Genomic DNA, 17,663 nt, shown 5'->3' with positions numbered 1-17,663 from the left:
GATGCCAATAAGATGCCTGATAGTTGACGATGAACCACTCGCAATTGAGATACTACATTCGTATGTGCAGCGCGTAGATTCGCTGGAGTTGGTGGGCACTTGTAGTAACGCAGTTCAGGCATTTGATGTGTTGAAAAAAGAAAAAGTAGATCTACTTTTCTTAGATATTCAAATGCCAAAACTCACTGGAATAGAGTTTTTAAAAGCATTAAATCCGACTCCAAAAGTAATTTTCACAACAGCATATCGCGAGTATGCAGTAGAAAGCTATGAATTAAATGTAGTTGATTACCTACTCAAGCCAATTGCCTTTGATCGCTTCTTAATGTCCATCAATAAAGTTGTTGAGAGTAGAGAATCAACCATCGAAGTGGTACAAGCTACTGGAACCCCTGCACCTACCAATGACCCCTTTCTTTTTCTTAAGGTAGATCGGAAAATGGTGAAGGTTTATCTCAAAGACATTACATATATTGAGAGTTTGAAAGATTATGTGCGGGTAAAGACAGAAGATGGCAAAGAGCTCGTTTCGCTCCAAAAGATCAGCTATTTGGAAAAGAAACTGCCTTCTGATTGCTTTGTCAGAATCCACAAATCGTATATCATTTCGCTTAAAAAAATTGCTGCCTATTCAGGCTCTTCGATTGAGGTAGGGGGGACGGAGGTCCCAATCGGGAGAAGCTATAAGTCAGAAGTGATGAGAGCGCTCAAAGATCAAGTTTAAACTTCACACGTACGTTCACCTTGTCTTCAACTGCCAGGCCGTCTTTTTCTGCGGCATTCCAATCTGGCCCTTCCCTTACGAGCCGAATAGCTTCTTCATCGCATCCGTATCCTAAACTCCTTTTGATGATGATGTCTGAAATTTCACCGCTTGAGCTAATCACCAGTTCCAATACCACCGTCCCCTCAATTTCATTAGTCTTGGCTGCTTCTGAATATTTTAAGTTTTCTTCCAGATATGTTTTGAATGCCCGTTTCCCTTCAGCTGGCTGTGCGGACTTGTAGCCAGACCCTTCAGCTGTGTTACTGTCGTAAGGTGTTTCGATCACTTCTTCCAATTCAGTAGTTTCTGCCATTTCTGAAATGATTTCATCGGCAGAGGTACTTCTGTAAGAGGCTCCTGCTACAGACTTCTTTGCTCTTTTTCCAACACCTGCATCTTCTGGGGCGTTACCTAATGCTTCTTTTTGAGCCACTAGAGGTTGAGCAGTGATAACTACTTCTTCTAAGTTGACTGTATCTGGGAAAAAGTGTAAAGCGGGCTTCTCAGTTTGTGCTACCTGAACGTTTGCAACACGACTTGGCAAGTCATCATCAAAGCTGTCGTTTTCGATCATGAAGTTATCCACTACATCGACTATCTCAGACTCCTGTGTTACGATGGCGGCTTCTTCGGCGATCGCAACATCAATAGCAACATCAGCCTCTTCGGTTAGCATTAATTCTTTTTCACTTTCGCTTTTAATAGACGCCACTGGTGCTGGATCTATCTCTTGAGTTTGAATGTCTCTAGCTTCTTTTTCTTCGGCAATTTGCTCATCCATCTTGTCCATCAATAAAAGCGTGTCAGGTGCGGGTGTGTTTTGAATGATTTTTCCCATTGGTTCTTCATCCATGGCTAACTGCTCGCCATTCAGTTGACCTGTAAAAAGATAAACCGAGAAAAAAGCGACCATGAGTAGCGCGACAGTTGCAGCTACTTTCATAATCGGGAATGATTTTTTCTTCTGAATAGAAATTTTTCCTTTTAGCTTCTCTATATCATTCAACGCGCCTGTTCCTGATGACTCAAAACCTTCCAGCGCTTCTTGAACAAAAGGATCATCTAAAACCTCTCGCTCAAATGCGTTAGCTTCCTTCGGGCTCATCTGGCCTTTCAGATACCGCTCAAATTGCTCACTATGGTTTTTATCTTCTGACATTCTTGCTTTCGAGGCACATTTTCAAATTTCGCTTACCATTCTGAATGTAACTCTTCACTTTCTTTAAATCAATTCCTGTTTGTTCATTCACTTCTTGATAGCTTTTCTTCTCAAGAAAGAAGAGCTTCACGCATTCCTTTTGTTCCAATTTTAGCTCATCGATGCAGCTTTCAAGTGCTTCAATGTCTTTTTCCAACTCCACTTTATCTTCATTGAGATGCACGGCTTCCACAGATTCCATAAAAACATCTGCGTGAACTTCAGGATTCTTTTTACGCAGCTCCATCAAACAATGATTTTTACTCACCATGTACAGCCAACTTTTAAAGTGTTGCACTTCCGTATCAAGCAGCTTTTTGCTGATCCGTTCATAGATGGCCATGGTTGCGTCCTGGCTATCATCTCTGTTTTTGAAATACTTCAAGCACAAGCCATAAACCAAATGCATATACGTATTGAAAAGATTGCCGAATAGCGTTTGATCTCCTGTTTCCCTGTATTGGGAAAGGATTTCTTCATCTGTGGGTGATATGGATTTAACTTCTGACAAGTTATGAATATAACGACCTGGTAGGAGTGCTCTGATTTTTTTTCTTAAATGTCATTTCGACGAAGGAGAAATATTTAAAAAACACCTGATGTTTGCTATTTGTGAATATCTCATGCTTTGGTTGATGCCATGATGAGGATTGTGATTTCAATAAACCCAAACACCAATTTTCTTATTCAAGAATTCCCAGTTTGGATTCGATAATTCAATTAGCTCATTCTTTTTTTCTCTTCTCCATTTTTTTATCTCTTTTTCTCTATCGATAGCGTGACTAACATATTGATGTCTTTCCCACCAAATGAGATTATAGCAATAATATTTTCCAGCCCAATTTTTTAAATTCCCTCTATTCTCATAGTGCTGCTTTATTCGAATCGCAAGATCGTTTGTCACACCTACATAAATAACTGATCGAGCTGGATTGGTGGTTATGTAAACAAAATAGTTGTGACTTTCATATCAAGTAAATTTCTCTCCTTTCAGTCGAGATGACACGTAGAGGTTGCACAAAAATCCAGAATGATAAAAGCTATTTCGTTTCCATATCCATAAAAAATAAAATTTTTTTATGGAATCTATTTCATCCCGGCATCTCAATGTCAAATCAAATGAAAAAAGAGATGAAACAGTTAATAATCTTACTATCCGTTTTACTGGCACTCAATGTTGATGCCAAGTATGTGAATGGCACTGTCTATGATGAGGAAGGACAACCGATATCAAGAGTGAATGTAACAGTCAAAGGAACGAATAACGGCGTAACCTCTGATATCAATGGGTTCTATTCCATTGAAGTAGCAAACGAAAAATCCATTTTGGTTTTCTCTGCCATGGGATTTGATACGAAAGAAATCAAAGTGGGGAATAGAAAGCTAATTGATGTCACACTAGCCATGGCTGAATTTGAATATGATGAAATAGTCGTTGCAGAGGATTTAGCCGAAATAGTTGTATCGAGACCAGTAATGATGGGAGGTAAGATGAGCAAAGCCGAAAAAAGATCAATGAGCTATGCTCCGGCATTTTTTCAGGATCAAGGGCCACAGCATAATACCGAAGATTATGCAACTATCCATGAAAATGGATTTAGAAAAGCATTGGATGAGGCGCTTTCTACTTTTTCGATTGATGTAGACGCTGCTTCTTATAGCAACATGCGAAGGTTCATCAACAATGGTCAGCTTCCCCAAAAGGATGTGGTTCGGATAGAGGAAATGATCAATTACTTCAACTACGCATATAAAAACCCAACAGGAAAGGCTCCATTTTCAATCAATACAGAAGTGGCAAAAGCGCCTTGGAACGAAAAGCATTTGATTGCGCAGATAGGACTACAGGGAAAAAAGATTGAACTGGAAAATCTTCCAGCGTCAAACATTGTGTTTTTACTGGATGTGTCTGGTTCCATGAGTGCACCCAACAAACTTCCCTTACTGAAATCTGCTTTCAAGCTTTTGATCAATGAGTTACGCCCACAAGATAAGGTGTCAATTGTTGTATATGCAGGTGCTGCAGGTGTCGTGCTTGAACCTACTGATGGTAATGACAAAAAGAAAATAATGGATGCGCTGGATCAACTTCAGGCTGGTGGGTCTACGGCTGGAGGAGCCGGTATTGAACTGGCATATAAAATCGCGAAGGAGCAATTCGTAGAAGGTGGAAACAATCGTGTGGTACTAGCTACCGATGGTGATTTTAATGTAGGAGCTTCAAGCAATGCTTCCATGGAGCGATTGATTGAGGACAAAAGAAGCCAAGGCGTATTTCTCACGGTACTTGGGTTTGGAATGGGTAATTACAAGGATTCGAAAATGGAAATTCTGGCGGACAAAGGCAACGGAAACTATGCGTACATCGACAACATGAAGGAGGCAAAGAAAGTGTTAGTAAATGAATTTGGGGGAACCATGTTCACCATTGCAAAAGATGTAAAGATTCAGGTTGAATTTAACCCAGCTGTTGTTCAAGCCTATCGACTCATCGGATATGAGAATCGAATGTTAAACAATGAAGATTTCAATGACGATAAGAAAGATGCGGGCGAGCTTGGAAGTGGTCACACAGTGACTGCATTGTACGAAATCATTCCGGTAGGAGTGGAAAGTGAATTTGTGAAAGACATTGATCCATTGAAGTATCAAGCGAATAAGGATCAGGTGACTGCCGATGCTGATGAGTTATTGACGGTAAAATTTCGATACAAAGAACCGGATGGCGATCAAAGTAAATTGATTACTCAAGTGGTGAAAAATCAGATCAGAAAATCAAGCGCTAATCTCGATTGGTCGATGGCTGTTGCAGGATTTGGAATGCTATTGCGTGAATCGGAATACAAGGGAGATATAACCTATGCTGATGTATTGAAGATAGCTAAGTCCGCAAAAGGAGAGGACGAATTTGGCTATCGCAGCGAATTTATTGAGTTAGTGGATTTAGCTCAAAGTATGAGCCCACAATAAGAAGTAGTGTTTTGAGTGAGTCTTAAGGCGATTCCAAAGGGATCGTCTTTTTTATTATTCTTGTAGGAAAATTCTATGAGGTTAGGTTTGTTTATTCTTTGGATGGCCATTTCCATTAGCGTTTTATCTCAGATTAAAAAAGGTGTGAGATTTGTCGAGTCAGGAGTTACTTATGACTTGGATAAAAGCGTGATTGAGACAGCCCTCTTTAACGACTCAAAATTTAGAAGAAGGTATTATAAACTCTTTGTGGGTGCAGGATATGCCATCAGGCAAAATCATTTGTTGTCGCTTGACTTTGTTGCCCGCTCTGAAAAAAATACATCTCTGCACGGAAGCCCAATTTGGGCTGATGCGCAAAATGCTTTTCTGAAAGAAGAAAAAAAGGAAACGCTTTTTGGTATTAGAATGGGCTATGAATACTATTTTCAGTTTACAAATAAAATTTTCATATCTTCTTTCATTTCTGCTTCAGTTGGAATGGGCTCATTTTCTAGAGAGATCCTAGACGTAGCATCTCATGGAGATATTTTGGAGTACGATTTCACCTTGACTCCACGGGTTCAGTATATAATTAAGAATTGGTCTATTATGATCAGTTACGGAATGGTTCAGTATTTTAATAGAAAAACAACATTTGAAGAAGGAACCACAAGAGGCCCCAATCCGCTTAAAGAAAATGATTTCCGAGCAGACCTTGGTTTGAGAAGTTTAAGCTTAGGAGTCAGATATTATCTTAACAATTCACAAGAATAGCATGGACAAAGTACAATTAGGAAAATCAGGTTTGAGTATTTCACCAATCGTATTCGGAGCATGGGCTATCGGAGGGCAAGCCTGGGGAGGCAATGACGATCAAGATGCGATGAAGGCGATGAAGAAAAGCCATGATCTGGGAGTGACCTCAATTGATACCGCTCCTGTCTATGGATTTGGGCATAGTGAGTCCTTAGTAGGAAAGGCTATCAAAGAATTGGGACGTGAGAATGTCGAGATTCTCACCAAGTTTGGGTTCAACTGGAAGACTGAAAAAGGGGAGTATCAATTCCCGACAAGTGATGGGGGTAAAACGTATGCCTATGCTGGCAGGGACGGTATTATGCAAGAAGTGGAAGACAGTCTGCGACGACTGGGAACTGACTATATAGACCTCTATCAGATACATCGCCCGGACGCCACAACGCCCATCGAAGAGACGATGGAAGTTTTGAGAGAACTCCAGCAGCAAGGAAAAATACGCGCTATTGGGATGTCCAATCATACGGTGGAGATGATGAAGCGAGCTGATCAAATCGTTGAACTGACTTCAACTCAATCTCCCTATAGCATGGTGTACCGTAAGATTGAAAAAGATATTGTTCCCTATTGCTTAGAAGACAATGTGGGCATTCTTGCCTATAGTCCTTTGCAGAGGGGATTGCTCACCGGTAAGATTACTTCAGATTATGAATTTAGAGGGGACGATCACCGACCGAATACCAAGTGGTTTAAGGAACCGAATCGAACCAGAACCAATAATTTTTTACAAAAAATTAAACCGATTGCCGACGCGCATAACATTCCATTGGCCCAGCTTGTGATCAGTTGGACGATTCAGCGACCCGGTATAACAGCGGCACTTGTAGGTGCTCGGAATGCGGAACAAGCAAGCGAAAATGCGAAGAGCATGAATGTTAGCCTGTCCGCTGAGGAGGTTGCAACGATCAATGCAGAGTTGGAGAAGGTTGTCATAGAGGATTAGAATTATTGACTTGTGATTTCGGCAGACAGTCTCTCCATGCTTGAACTCAGCATCTTTGAAATTAAAGCAACATGAAATTTTAGCTTGGTGCTGCTTTTCTGAAGACTTTCTACCTGAATGTCAGAAAAGATCAGGCGCCCACTTTCATAGTAGTTTATTTTCATTGAAATAACTCCAAATTTTTTGCTCAATTCTTTCTTTTTGTCGATCCAAAAGTCGGTCACAACCATTACAATGCTTTTACCCAAAGGATTATGAAAGCTGTAGTTGTTCACAAATTTTTGGAACTGAAACTCCATTCCGTTTTTAAACTTGATTGGTCTTTTGGTGTTTTGATATCCCTTGTAAACAAATCCATAAATTTGATTGGTCTCCGTACTATCAACAATCTGAATAATCTTGAATGGCATTTCTCTATAGGAAGGATCCTCATCAGAGAAGTCGAATGCTAAAAGGTGTGGTTTTTTATAATTGGAGTACTCGCCAATGTGCTTCTCAATATTGGAGAAGGAGTGTTGGGGTTGTCCAAATAAAAAAAATGAAATGAGGAGAAATCCTGTTCCTAAGATAGATCTGTTCGAAATCATTAAATGCTAAGTAATGGTTGTTGAAGTTAACCATTTGATTTTTAAGTATAGCAAAACAGAGCAAAAAGCCACCCCACAAAGCAAGGTGGCTTCTCCTTGTTATTACTAATTAAAACTTGATATTCAAGTTTAAGAAGAAGTTTCGATCGGGCTGAGCCAAAAATCCAGGCTCCGTGGTACCGCTGAAATCCACATCACCTGGCACTCCATAAGTATAGTATGTTTTGTCAAGCAAGTTGTTTACATAGCCTGTTACTTTGATTGAAGGTGAGACTTGAGCTTCAATCACAAAATCTGCAATGAAGGAAGATGGGACAGTAAACGTTGGATTATTTGACAGCTCCATGAACTGCTCACCTAAATATCTCCCAGATAGTCCCAGAGACAACTTCTCCGTGGGGTTGACTTTTATTTGCGTGTTAACAATCCAATCAGGACTCAAAATTTGCTCTTTATCTGAGATTTCAGTTCCGGCCACATTAGCGTTCTCAATGTTTGATTTAAGATACGCGAGATTTCCATTGAGTTCTATCAGTTTGGAAGGTGAATACACCCAAAGCAACTCAAATCCGGCACGGGTACTTTTCGCAATGTTTTCCCTTGCCTGCAGCCCAAAAGCAATGACATCTCCGATTGGCGCTATTTCATCCTCGAAGCTCATGTAATAGAAGTTACCATCTATGACAAGGTTCGACTTATTCAAACGCGCACCGATTTCCAGGTCATTGACATACTCTTCTTTGAAATTGTTGCCTGCTCTTACTAAAGGATAATTGGAAGCATTCAATTGAAAGCCTCCTAACAAATCAATCTTAGCAGGTTCTCGACCACTTCTTCCAAATGAGCTGTATAGAGATAGTGCATTGGTCATATCATATGTAACGCCAATTTTTGGGTTAATAAAGGTCCAGTCGTTGGTGATGTCTCCTTCAGAAGCAATACCAATCCAATTGTAATCAGGGGAGATTGTCAGCTTGGCAGTTCGGACCTGCACATCGGCATATGCTACAAGTTTTCCAAAGTTGTAGGTGGCCTTTCCATACCAACTGATCTCATCTTTTTGTGACTGCTCCAGGTAGTAAGGGTTTGCGATATCGGGCAAAACCTCTTCTCTGTTTTCCCTTCTAAAAGTATAGGCGTGGAGTCCAGTATTTAAGTTTAGCTTACCCTGTGAATAGTCGGCATTTAAAATCCCGCCAAAGTGGTCATTGCTCAACGGATAGTTGATCGCAAAGAAAGTTGTTTGATACTGTGCGAAATAGTTTTCAACAAAGACACTGTCCACATCCGGTGTTCCCTCTATATAATCACCACCTGCTCCACCATAATAGGCAGTAGCACCAACCGTCCAATTTTCATTTATAAAGCGGTTGTATTGCAATTGGATCATATGCTGTCGAAAGTCGTCCTTGTCGTTTGTTGTCAGGTTATTGAATCTTGGATTCTGATCAAGAATAGATTTATCGATCGTGTAATATCCCAACCCATTTTCGGAGCGAGCAGAAAAGAGTGTCATTTTGAAAATATCTCTATCTCCATAATAACCGCCTGTAAGGAAAAAGGAGGTCGCATCCGTTTCGGTATTGTCCCGGTAGCCATCTGTCGTCAGCTTACTAAAGCTGGTTAAGAAGCCCCAACCTTTTTCATTGATACCGGTGAAATGCTGAAAGTTCCCTCTGTAAGTATCAAAAGATCCCACACCTAATTGTGCTTCAGAAAATGATTCTTTTCCACGCAGATTGATAGATTCAAAATTGATTGAGCCTCCATAGCTGCTCACTCCATTGGAGGAAGTCCCTACACCTCTTTGTACCTGAATGCTTTCAAAATTATTGGCAACATCTGTGAAGTTGGAAAAGAATACACCTTGATCAATCATATCGTTTAAGGGTACACCGTTTAGGGTAATATTGATTCGCTCTTGGTTAATACCTCGCAGCCTAAACGACCCATAATTTGCAAACGAACTACCAGACTCTGAATAGGAGAAGAAACCCGGCGTAAGTTTTTCCAGCATAAAAATGGGATGCTGACCTACATAGACTTCTTCAATTTGCTTCTTAGAAATGTTGGTCTGCGGAATGGGTGCTTGCTCCGAAGCACGCACCGCGGTAATGGCAACTTCCTCGAGTTGCAGGGTTTTCAAGCTGTCTTGCGCATAGGCAAGGCCTGATATCAGCATAGTTGCTGATAGAAATAAAGTTCTCATTGTGTTTAAAACATTAACATTTAACCATCGAAAAGCGGGGACTCTTCATAATTGGTTATCATACTTGATCTCGATCTTTATCGTGATTTTTTCCTACGCCGGCATTATCCGGATCAGGTGTATGGGTATGATCTCAGCCGCTTATCGGCACCCCTGTATTGAGTGCAAATGTATGTAGTCTAGTTATTTTAACTTCCTATTTGACTGAAATTTTAAATTCAGTGCCATCGGGTAAATCTTTGGTTTGAAAGGCTATTTGGCCACTAAGGGAGATTAATTCCCATAGGATGATTTTGCCGACATTGTCAAGGCTATACTCCCCGCCAAGAACTCCCGGTAGTTTTAGACAAAACACTTCATTCTCATCAAGAGCTCCCAACTTACTTATTGAGTCAGAAACCAAAACTTTCATTTCCCAATCGGCTAGAAAAACTGGGTTATTCAATAGTGTTGCAAAAGATTCGTTTGAATTTGCGATTAATTCAACCTTTAACTCTTCAGGACAAATTCGATAGTATTCATTTTTACTGTTTTCAAAAATGATATTGCCAAATTGATTGACCTGAACAATCCGTTTAGCCTCTACTTTTGACCATGACCAATTTTTGTTAATTGCTTCAATAATGTTTTCCATAATGAGTTTAAATTATACCTCACTCAGCTCCAACCACCGCATCTCTTTTTCCTCCAGCTCATCTTCGATGGATTTTATCTGTGCGCTGATTTCTTGCAATTTCTCGTATTCGGTTTCAGAATTGAGGGATTCCTGAAGTTCTGCTTTCTTAGATTCCAATTTGGGAATGTCCTTGTCTAGTTGATCTAGTTCGCGTTGCTCGTTGTAGCTGAGTTTTTTTGTCGGCGTTTTTTCAGCAACGAGTTCAGCAGGTTTAGGTTTTTCTTGTTGGGGGAGCTCAGCAACTGGCACCCCTTCTTTATCTCTGTAGTCTGTATAGTTACCAGGGAAGTCTCTAATCTTGCCATTGCCTTCAAAGACAAATAGATGATCGACAAGTCGATCCATGAAATACCTGTCGTGAGATACAATCATGAGACAACCAGCAAAGTTTTGCAAGTAATCTTCCAGGACATTCAATGTAGTGATATCCAAATCATTGGTAGGCTCATCCAGAATGAGAAAGTTTGGATTAGCCATGAGTACCCTCAGAAGTTGTAATCTTCGTTTTTCTCCACCACTGAGCTTACCTACAAAGTTGTGCTGCATTTTTGGTGGGAACATAAACTGGTTGAGTAGTTGCGAGGCGGAAACCTGACTGCCATTGTCCAACTCAATGTATTCGGCAACTTCTTTTACGATATCCAGTACTTTCTTATTGGGATCGAAGATGGTTTCATCTTGCGTATAGTATCCAAACTTGGTGGTTTGTCCAGTTTCAATTTGCCCTGAGTCTTGTTTTACCTGCTGCGAGAGGATGTTAAGAAATGTGGATTTCCCTACTCCATTCGGGCCAATAATTCCAATTTTTTCCCTTCTCTTAAATACGTAGCTGAAATCTTTCACCAAATTCAAGCCTTCATAGGATTTACTTACATGATCCAATTCCAGAATCTTCTTGCCTTGACGCTCACCTCTTAGATTCACTTCCATCTTTTGGGTTTGAACCGCACTGTGCGCTTTGGTTTTCACATCTTGAAAAGCATCAACTCGATACTTAGCCTTGGTTCCCCGAGCTTTGGGTTGTCTCCTCATCCATTCAAGCTCTGTTTTGAAGAGGTTTTTGGCTTTGTCAATTGAGGCAGCTTCCATCTCCATTCGCTCAGCTTTTTTCTCTAAAAACTGACTATAGTTTCCTTTATATCGGAAGATTTCACCATGCTCAATTTCTAAAATTTCGTTGGTTACACGATCTAAAAAATAGCGATCGTGAGTTACCATCAAGAGTGTGAGGTTAGCCGTTGCTAAATAATTTTCAAGCCACTCGATCAATGCTAAGTCCAGGTGATTGGTAGGCTCATCCAAAATAAGGAAGTCAGGATTTACTACCAACGCCTGTGCGATTGCCACTCGTTTCTTTTGACCACCAGATAGATCGCCCATCTTTTTCTCCAAGTCATGAATACCAAGCTGACCTAGGATTGCCTTGATTTGGTGCTCATACTCCCATGCATTCAAGGCATCCATGCGTTCAAGGATTGGACTCAAATCGGGAGCATTTTCAGGATCGTGCTCTGTCTTATACATGGCACGTTCGTAATCTCTAATCACATTGAGCTCTTCCTTATCCTCAGCAAATACAGCTTCGATGATTTTTTCTTCCGGATTGAATTCGGGGTGCTGAGGAAGCATGGAGACGGTGAGTCCTTTTCGAAAAGAAACAATTCCTCTATCTGGTACTTCCATACCAGCAATTACTTTCATCAGCGTGGACTTTCCAGTGCCGTTCACGCCTACAAGAGCGGCCTTTTGTCCTTGATCTAACCCGAAGGTGATATTTTCGAACAATTTCTTCTCGTCATAGCTTTTGCTAAGGCCCTCAATGGATAAATAATTCATAGCCGCAAAAGTAGCTGTTCGACAATTGGAACAAATCATTCGGTTTTAGTTTTATATCTATAAATCCAATTGTTATGAAAAATTTCATTTACTCCTTTCTCCTGATATCATTGATCGCATGTGCTCCGTCCAGTTCGCAGGAAGTATCAACTGAAAAACCTAAAGATTTTAATGGCTACTGGTATGCAGGGGAAGCTGAAATTTCAAGCTACAGGCTAGAGCAGGCACGTTACGGCGAGATACATGCAGGTGAGTCAGTTTTGGTGTTTGTCACCGAACCTTTTTCAAAAGACAAACAAGTGAAGTTGGATGATTGGAGAGATCAGAGCTCAGATAACGTGAGCGTGATGAAACTAAACATGACCAAGAAATTTCTCACTGGTATCTATCCCTATTCGATGATGATGAGCACATTTACTCCCGTCTCTGCGAATATTTACCCTGACCCGTTTAAGGTGACCACTTCTTCACAAGAATGGTGTGGACATACCTGGATGCAGATGAACTTGCAGGATGAAGAATATCGTATACGAGGATTTTCTTATTTCGAGTCAGAAGGGGATTTGGATGTGCTCGTTCCAAATGCAATCCTAGAGGATGAGTTGTGGACAAGAATCCGGATGAATCCTGAGAATCTTCCAGTGGGTAAGGTAGATTTATTTCCCTCCACATTCTATCTGAGGTTGCGTCATAGACCTCACGAAGTGAGGAAGGCGGACGCAAAACTGGTGGCATTAACTTCTTCAGAATATGCGGATGATGCACATAAAATGTATGAGATAACGTACGATGATCGCTCGCTTTCTATCTATTTTGAATCGACATTTCCACATACGATCTTAGGATGGGAGGAAAGCTACATGAGTGGTTTTGGAAATCCAGAGATGCTAACCACCAAAGCCAAACGAATCAATACAATAAAATCAGCTTATTGGGGTAAGAATAACAATAAGGATAGGGAGATCAGGAAAGAGTTGGGATTATCCACACAGTAGATGCATGCTGAAAATAAATCAGCCGGTTTAGTGTATTTATCATAGATGTCGCTCTCAACTTGTTTCAGGGTCTTGTATTTTTAGAAAATGAAAGTCGAAAACCCCTGGATAACCCATTCCTCGAAAGAAATATACGCCAACCCCTGGATCAAATTAACTGAACATGATGTGACCAATCCAGGCGGAGGGAAAGGGATTTACGGTAAAGTTCACTACAAAAACTGGGCATTGGGTATTATCCCGTTGGATGAAGATCAGAACACCTGGCTGGTGGGTCAATATAGATACACGCTTGAAGAGTACTCATGGGAAATTCCAATGGGAGGAGGGCTGCTTGAAGTACCAAAACTGGAATCAGCGAAGCGTGAACTCAAGGAAGAAACAGGACTCACTGCGGAAAGATGGACGGAAATCTGCTCAATCCATACATCCAACTCTGTCACGGATGAAACAGGATTTGCCTACCTGGCTGAGGGGCTTACCCATGGCGATACCGCGTTTGAAGAGAGTGAAGACCTAAAAATAAAAAAGCTTCCTTTTCAGGAAGCTTTAATGATGTGTGATCGTGGAGAGATTACTGATAGCCTAAGTGTTGCAGCTATCTATCGTCTTTCCAGAATTCTTGGTATTTAACTCTCAGTGACAAGCGGAAGGGAAATTGTAAACGTGGTGCCTTTTCCTTCCTCGCTTTCTACTTCGATTTTTCCTTTATTCAGGTCTACAAACTCACATACCAACTGCAAACCTAAACCTAGGCCTGTTTCACCCAATGTTCCTTTTGTAGAGATTTTTTCATTCAGATCGAACAGGACATCCAGTTTTTCTTTTGGCATACCTACTCCATTATCGGTAACCTTGATAACACAAAATTCATTGTTTTCATCAGCGCTAGCGCTGATCTTAACATTTCCTCCCGTATTGGTAAACTTGATGGCATTGTTAACCAGGTTTCTGAGTATGGTAGAAGTTGTATTCTTATCGACCATGAGGTCATAGGCCTCATTTGACTCGTACTCCAATTCAATGCTTTTAGACATGGCCGTATCCTTAAACATATCAATGACATCCTTTGCCATGGTTCCCAAATCTTGTTGCTCAGGAACGTAAGGGAAATGACCTCTTTGTTGGAGTGCCCAGTTCAGAAGTGTATCCAGCAGCTTAGTGAGACGGTCAACAGATTCTCCCATTTTGTCCACCATGCCTTTTACTTGTTCACCTCTGCCTTCATTCAAGTAGAGTTGAGATACAGTAACCAACCCATTGAGCGTATTGACAGGCCCTCTTAGGTCATGAGAGATGATGGAGAAAAACTTATCCTTGGTGTGATTCAATACGACCAGATCATCTTTTTGCTTCTCCAGTTGCTTGCTTAGCCTGTTCTTCGATTTGAAGTAGGAGTATACGATAATGATAAGGCATATAAATGCCACCAGAAGAAACCCACCAGTAATTAAAATGATACGCGTGTTTCGTTGCTGCTCCAGCAATAAATCAACCTCTGCTTGCTTTCTGCCTACTTCATACTCAGTTCGCATGTCGCCCAGCCTTTGTGTAGTTTCCAGGTTTTGAATGCTGTCTTTGTAGTCATAGTACTGTGTTTGAAACTTAATGGCCTCCTCAAGATTTCCTCGTTTCAGATACAATTGATATAGGAGATATGAGGCATCACGAACTTGTTCTTTCAAACCAGCACCTTTGGCCATTTCAAGACCCATCATGGTATACTTGATAGCTTCCTCTTCTTCCCCTTCTTCAAGGTAGATACTTCCAAGTTGATTGTAGTAATCTGCCATCCCATACTTATCCCCCATTGGTTTCAGCATTTCAATAGCCTTGAAGAGATCCTCCTTCGCTTTTTTGACATTCCCCTTTTTCCAGTAGACAAGCGCACGATTGCCAATGATATAGGTAATGCCTAAATCCATGCGAATCGCTTCCAATATAGGTTCAGACTCGTTGTAGTAGGCCATTGCTGAGTCATAATTACCAATGAGATAGTAATCATAACCTGTATTGAGCAAGGTAAGCGCCAACGCTTGCCTTCTACTTGTGCCTCTGAGCATTTCTATCGTCTTTGCATTGTAAAATAATGCGTTTTCTGAATCACCATTTTGCGTGTAGCAGGTAGAAATTTCTGCGTAAACCTCCGCAAGAAATGCCTTGAATTGCTGCTTACCTGCAGCTTCATCTGCGCTTTTAAATAGGTATTCAAGCGCTCGGCTTAAATTGCCCATGAAGCGATGCGCAATTCCAATTTTGGAATTCGCTTTTATGCGATACTCCTGGTTGTCAAACTCTTCTGCCAACTCAAGCAGATATTCTCCATATTCAAGCTTTTCTGCTGGATCACTTGCGTTCGTAGACAACGAATAGTAAGCGGCCATTTCCTGACTTGGAGACAAGATTCCTTTCTCGACTTCCTTCTTGATGCTATCGGCCTTGGCTTGATTTTGTGCAAAAGAAGACACACAAATCAATAGGCTAAGCGCAAGAGATATAAGATGTTTAGGGCTAATCATCTTGATATTATCCTTCGTTACCTGTGGAACCAGCAGAGCCATCTCCGCCTCCCTCTCCTTCTCCACCGGATTCTTCATCGTTGTTGACTTGAATTTTAGGATCTAATCGGATGACTACACCCTCGTTGTCTTTTGATTCATATACAATGTCGTACTTTAACTCATCATGCTCAGGGTCAAATTCGTCAGGGACTTTCAAGACCCACATTTTATCCTCCTTATACTCATCCGGCAATTGATTTAGGTAGGCTTCAGCGTCTTCGTCAAAGTCAACACCTTCTAGATCGTCCAATCCTCCTCCACGATACCAGAATACATATTCGCCTGGTACTACGCATGCTGTGATGGTAGTCTCAGTAACTACTTGATAGCCACTGATGGTGTCAGTGTTCGTGTTGAATAATATCTGACCATCTATGTATTTCAGAATGGTAATGGATCGTTCATCCGTGTTTGCTCTACCACCTATGTCATTGAAGTACTCGTCTGCCAGCAAGGTTGCTTCTTCGAGATCTTCATCGATCGGGTCTATCTTTTCTATTAATGGGTCCTCTTGACAGGCGATGAGAGAGAGGACAAAAATGAATGCTAACTGCTTAATCCTTAAGGTTTTCATTGACGGTGGTTTAAATAATGAAGAGACAAATTATTATTTTATTATCAAATGATAATGCTTTTCCCGGCTTCATTAGATGAACTAAATGAAATGAACGATGGAATGCTGTTGACGTTAGAGGAAAGTATTTTTCTTCATTTCTGAAATAAATGAGAACCGTTGATGCATCAGATTGGCCTTAAATGATCGAAGAGATTACCTTGCGGCTTGATTCTTAAAACCATGACGCTCAAGGAACATCTGCGGAAAAATATTGTACTTTCACTGCCAGTAATTATTGGTCAGTTGGGCCATATCATGGTTGGTGTTTCTGACAGCATTATGGTAGGACGCCTTGGGGTTATCCCTTTGGCAGCCGCAACTTTTGCAGGCACGATCTATCATGTCCTTATGCTTTTTGGAATAGGCGTGAGTTACGCCATCACTCCTAAGGTGGCCTCAACTGATGCTAAGGATCAAGGCAAACTTCTGAAGTATCTGGAGAATGGATTTTTCATGAACCTGGGCCTTGGATTGATCTTGTTTGTATTGGGTTATGGAGCAAGTCACTTGCTTCATCTTTTTGGACAAGAAGTGCCAGTAGCAAAGGCTGCCGCTCCATACCTCATTATCATGTGCGGATCCTTGATCCCACTAATGATATTTCAGACCTTTCGTCAATATGCTGAAGGTCTCTCGGATACCTTCAGCCCGATGATGGTTTCAGTTTTCGCCAACTTATTGAATGTCTTCTTCAACTACATGTTGATTTATGGAAAACTTGGAGCACCTGCGCTGGGTTTGAATGGCGCAGGGATTGCCACCTTGATTGCGCGCGTAATCATGTTTGCCCTTATGATTTGGTGGATTAGAAAGAAGTGTGTTGGCTTTGCGTGGAAGTTTCAATGGGAGGGGATCAAGGACCTTTTAAGAATAGGTGTGCCTTCCGGATTGCAATATGTTTTTGAAGTAGGCGCTTTTGCTTTCGCTGCAATCATGGTTGGTTGGATAAGCGCAGAAGCGCTAGCAGCACACAATATAGCCTTGAACCTTGCTGCGATAAGCTACATGGCTGCAACAGGGTTGGCTGCTGCATCAACGATTCGAATTGGCAATCAAATGGCATTGAAAGACCGAAAAAATCTTAGAATGGCTGGGTTCTCATCATTTGGATTGGTTACCATATTTATGGGCGGCTGTAGTTTAATATTCATCGCCTTTAGAAATCTCCTACCTGCTCTCTACATAGATAATGAGGTGGTGCAAGCAATGGCTTCAACGCTACTTGTAATTGCTGCGGCGTTTCAAATATCTGACGGAATTCAAGCCGTGGGTCTTGGAGTCCTGCGAGGGTTGCAAGATGTGAGGGTTCCAACAATCATCACATTTGTTTCTTATTGGCTCATCGCAATACCTACAGGGTACGTCTTCGCTTTTGTATTTGACTGGGGAGTGAATGGGGTATGGTATGCCCTTTCTCTGGGGCTGACGATTGCTGGTGTTTTCAACATGTGGCGCTTCAACAGGCTGTCCAAAAAGGTTGTTTTTTGAGTATAGCCATTTTTAATCTG

Annotated in this window: 15 protein-coding genes, 1 pseudogene and 1 riboswitch; of the genes and pseudogenes, 7 read left to right on the top strand and 9 right to left on the bottom strand. The window is 41.2% G+C overall.

What is annotated here, in order from left to right:
- Nucleotide 1: 1 nt before the first annotated feature.
- On the top strand, nt 2-724 hold the full coding sequence (locus tag ABJF57_RS02040; protein WP_462231750.1) for a LytR/AlgR family response regulator transcription factor: 723 nt from the start codon (nt 2-4) through the stop codon (nt 722-724).
- Here the strand turns inward: ABJF57_RS02040 and ABJF57_RS02035 are convergent.
- From ABJF57_RS02035 to ABJF57_RS02025, 3 genes and pseudogenes are all read right to left on the bottom strand, one after another.
- Nucleotides 708-1,925, bottom strand: coding sequence for an energy transducer TonB (locus ABJF57_RS02035; RefSeq protein WP_462231752.1), 1,218 nt, complete (start codon nt 1,923-1,925; stop codon nt 708-710). The two genes, ABJF57_RS02040 and ABJF57_RS02035, sit on opposite strands and share 17 nt — an antisense overlap.
- Complete coding sequence (locus tag ABJF57_RS02030; RefSeq protein ID WP_462231754.1) at nt 1,912-2,475, bottom strand: RNA polymerase sigma factor; 564 nt, start codon at nt 2,473-2,475, stop codon at nt 1,912-1,914. Before ABJF57_RS02030 ends, ABJF57_RS02035 begins: the two co-directional genes overlap by 14 nt.
- Before the next feature lie 147 nt (nt 2,476-2,622).
- Nucleotides 2,623-2,910, bottom strand: a pseudogene (locus ABJF57_RS02025) (GIY-YIG nuclease family protein); the annotation flags it as partial.
- A gap of 185 nt (nt 2,911-3,095) precedes the next feature.
- Here ABJF57_RS02025 and ABJF57_RS02020 point away from each other — a divergent pair.
- From ABJF57_RS02020 to ABJF57_RS02010, 3 genes are all read left to right on the top strand, one after another.
- The gene (locus tag ABJF57_RS02020; RefSeq protein WP_462231756.1) at nt 3,096-4,934 is read left to right on the top strand and encodes a YfbK domain-containing protein; all 1,839 of its coding nucleotides are present in this window, start codon (nt 3,096-3,098) and stop codon (nt 4,932-4,934) included.
- A gap of 75 nt (nt 4,935-5,009) precedes the next feature.
- Nucleotides 5,010-5,690 carry a hypothetical protein gene (locus tag ABJF57_RS02015; RefSeq protein ID WP_462231758.1) on the top strand — a complete coding sequence of 227 codons (681 nt, stop codon included), beginning with the start codon at nt 5,010-5,012 and terminating at the stop codon, nt 5,688-5,690.
- A gap of 1 nt (nt 5,691) precedes the next feature.
- Nucleotides 5,692-6,675 (top strand): aldo/keto reductase, encoded by a 984-nt coding sequence (locus tag ABJF57_RS02010; RefSeq protein WP_462231760.1) that lies wholly within the window; start codon nt 5,692-5,694, stop codon nt 6,673-6,675.
- A gap of 2 nt (nt 6,676-6,677) precedes the next feature.
- On the opposite strand, the gene ABJF57_RS02005 is transcribed toward ABJF57_RS02010, so the two are convergent.
- The 4 genes from ABJF57_RS02005 to ABJF57_RS01990 form a co-directional block, all read right to left on the bottom strand.
- Nucleotides 6,678-7,262 carry a hypothetical protein gene (locus ABJF57_RS02005; RefSeq protein ID WP_462231762.1) on the bottom strand — a complete coding sequence of 195 codons (585 nt, stop codon included), beginning with the start codon at nt 7,260-7,262 and terminating at the stop codon, nt 6,678-6,680.
- A gap of 109 nt (nt 7,263-7,371) precedes the next feature.
- On the bottom strand, nt 7,372-9,471 hold the full coding sequence (locus ABJF57_RS02000; protein ID WP_462231764.1) for a TonB-dependent receptor: 2,100 nt from the start codon (nt 9,469-9,471) through the stop codon (nt 7,372-7,374).
- A gap of 73 nt (nt 9,472-9,544) precedes the next feature.
- Nucleotides 9,545-9,636, bottom strand: a riboswitch (TPP riboswitch).
- Nucleotides 9,637-9,667: 31 nt separating this feature from the next.
- Complete coding sequence (locus ABJF57_RS01995) at nt 9,668-10,105, bottom strand: T6SS immunity protein Tdi1 domain-containing protein (RefSeq protein WP_462231766.1); 438 nt, start codon at nt 10,103-10,105, stop codon at nt 9,668-9,670.
- Between the two features lie 12 nt (nt 10,106-10,117).
- Entirely contained in the window at nt 10,118-12,022 is a 1,905-nt protein-coding gene (locus tag ABJF57_RS01990) for an ABC-F family ATP-binding cassette domain-containing protein (protein WP_462231768.1), read from the bottom strand.
- Nucleotides 12,023-12,057: 35 nt separating this feature from the next.
- Here ABJF57_RS01990 and ABJF57_RS01985 point away from each other — a divergent pair, with 35 nt between their 5' ends.
- Together ABJF57_RS01985 and ABJF57_RS01980 are read left to right on the top strand one after the other, a co-directional pair.
- On the top strand, nt 12,058-12,978 hold the full coding sequence (locus tag ABJF57_RS01985) for a hypothetical protein (RefSeq protein ID WP_462231770.1): 921 nt from the start codon (nt 12,058-12,060) through the stop codon (nt 12,976-12,978).
- A gap of 87 nt (nt 12,979-13,065) precedes the next feature.
- Nucleotides 13,066-13,611 (top strand): NUDIX domain-containing protein, encoded by a 546-nt coding sequence (locus tag ABJF57_RS01980; protein ID WP_462231772.1) that lies wholly within the window; start codon nt 13,066-13,068, stop codon nt 13,609-13,611.
- Here the strand turns inward: ABJF57_RS01980 and ABJF57_RS01975 are convergent.
- On the bottom strand, nt 13,608-15,575 hold the full coding sequence (locus ABJF57_RS01975; RefSeq protein WP_462231774.1) for an ATP-binding protein: 1,968 nt from the start codon (nt 15,573-15,575) through the stop codon (nt 13,608-13,610). The two genes, ABJF57_RS01980 and ABJF57_RS01975, sit on opposite strands and share 4 nt — an antisense overlap.
- A complete protein-coding gene (locus ABJF57_RS01970) occupies nt 15,505-16,113 on the bottom strand; it encodes a hypothetical protein (protein WP_462231776.1) in 609 nt (202 codons plus the stop codon). Before ABJF57_RS01970 ends, ABJF57_RS01975 begins: the two co-directional genes overlap by 71 nt.
- A 222-nt stretch (nt 16,114-16,335) precedes the next feature.
- Here ABJF57_RS01970 and ABJF57_RS01965 point away from each other — a divergent pair, with 222 nt between their 5' ends.
- Complete coding sequence (locus ABJF57_RS01965; RefSeq protein WP_462231778.1) at nt 16,336-17,643, top strand: MATE family efflux transporter; 1,308 nt, start codon at nt 16,336-16,338, stop codon at nt 17,641-17,643.
- Nucleotides 17,644-17,663 lie beyond the last annotated feature (20 nt).

Origin of the sequence: Ekhidna sp., assembly GCF_039940915.1 — a bacterium.
Taxonomy (GTDB): Bacteria; Bacteroidota; Bacteroidia; order Cytophagales; family Cyclobacteriaceae; genus Ekhidna.
This window is presented reverse-complemented; position numbering and strand designations above follow the sequence as displayed.

Excerpts from the sequence above, each read along its gene's own strand:
- ABJF57_RS01975 (WP_462231774.1), bottom strand. The coding sequence starts at position 15,575 with ATGAAGAATCCGGTGGAGAAGGAGAGGGAGGCGGAGATGGCTCTGCTG.
- ABJF57_RS01995 (WP_462231766.1), bottom strand. The coding sequence starts at position 10,105 with ATGGAAAACATTATTGAAGCAATTAACAAAAATTGGTCATGGTCAAAA.
- ABJF57_RS02000 (WP_462231764.1), bottom strand. The coding sequence starts at position 9,471 with ATGAGAACTTTATTTCTATCAGCAACTATGCTGATATCAGGCCTTGCC.
- ABJF57_RS01990 (WP_462231768.1), bottom strand. The coding sequence starts at position 12,022 with ATGATTTGTTCCAATTGTCGAACAGCTACTTTTGCGGCTATGAATTAT.
- ABJF57_RS02040 (WP_462231750.1), top strand. The coding sequence starts at position 2 with ATGCCAATAAGATGCCTGATAGTTGACGATGAACCACTCGCAATTGAG.
- ABJF57_RS02015 (WP_462231758.1), top strand. The coding sequence starts at position 5,010 with ATGAGGTTAGGTTTGTTTATTCTTTGGATGGCCATTTCCATTAGCGTT.
- ABJF57_RS01985 (WP_462231770.1), top strand. The coding sequence starts at position 12,058 with ATGAAAAATTTCATTTACTCCTTTCTCCTGATATCATTGATCGCATGT.
- ABJF57_RS01970 (WP_462231776.1), bottom strand. The coding sequence starts at position 16,113 with ATGAAAACCTTAAGGATTAAGCAGTTAGCATTCATTTTTGTCCTCTCT.
- ABJF57_RS02035 (WP_462231752.1), bottom strand. The coding sequence starts at position 1,925 with ATGTCAGAAGATAAAAACCATAGTGAGCAATTTGAGCGGTATCTGAAA.
- ABJF57_RS01980 (WP_462231772.1), top strand. The coding sequence starts at position 13,066 with ATGAAAGTCGAAAACCCCTGGATAACCCATTCCTCGAAAGAAATATAC.
- ABJF57_RS02020 (WP_462231756.1), top strand. The coding sequence starts at position 3,096 with ATGAAACAGTTAATAATCTTACTATCCGTTTTACTGGCACTCAATGTT.
- ABJF57_RS01965 (WP_462231778.1), top strand. The coding sequence starts at position 16,336 with ATGACGCTCAAGGAACATCTGCGGAAAAATATTGTACTTTCACTGCCA.
- ABJF57_RS02005 (WP_462231762.1), bottom strand. The coding sequence starts at position 7,262 with ATGATTTCGAACAGATCTATCTTAGGAACAGGATTTCTCCTCATTTCA.
- ABJF57_RS02010 (WP_462231760.1), top strand. The coding sequence starts at position 5,692 with ATGGACAAAGTACAATTAGGAAAATCAGGTTTGAGTATTTCACCAATC.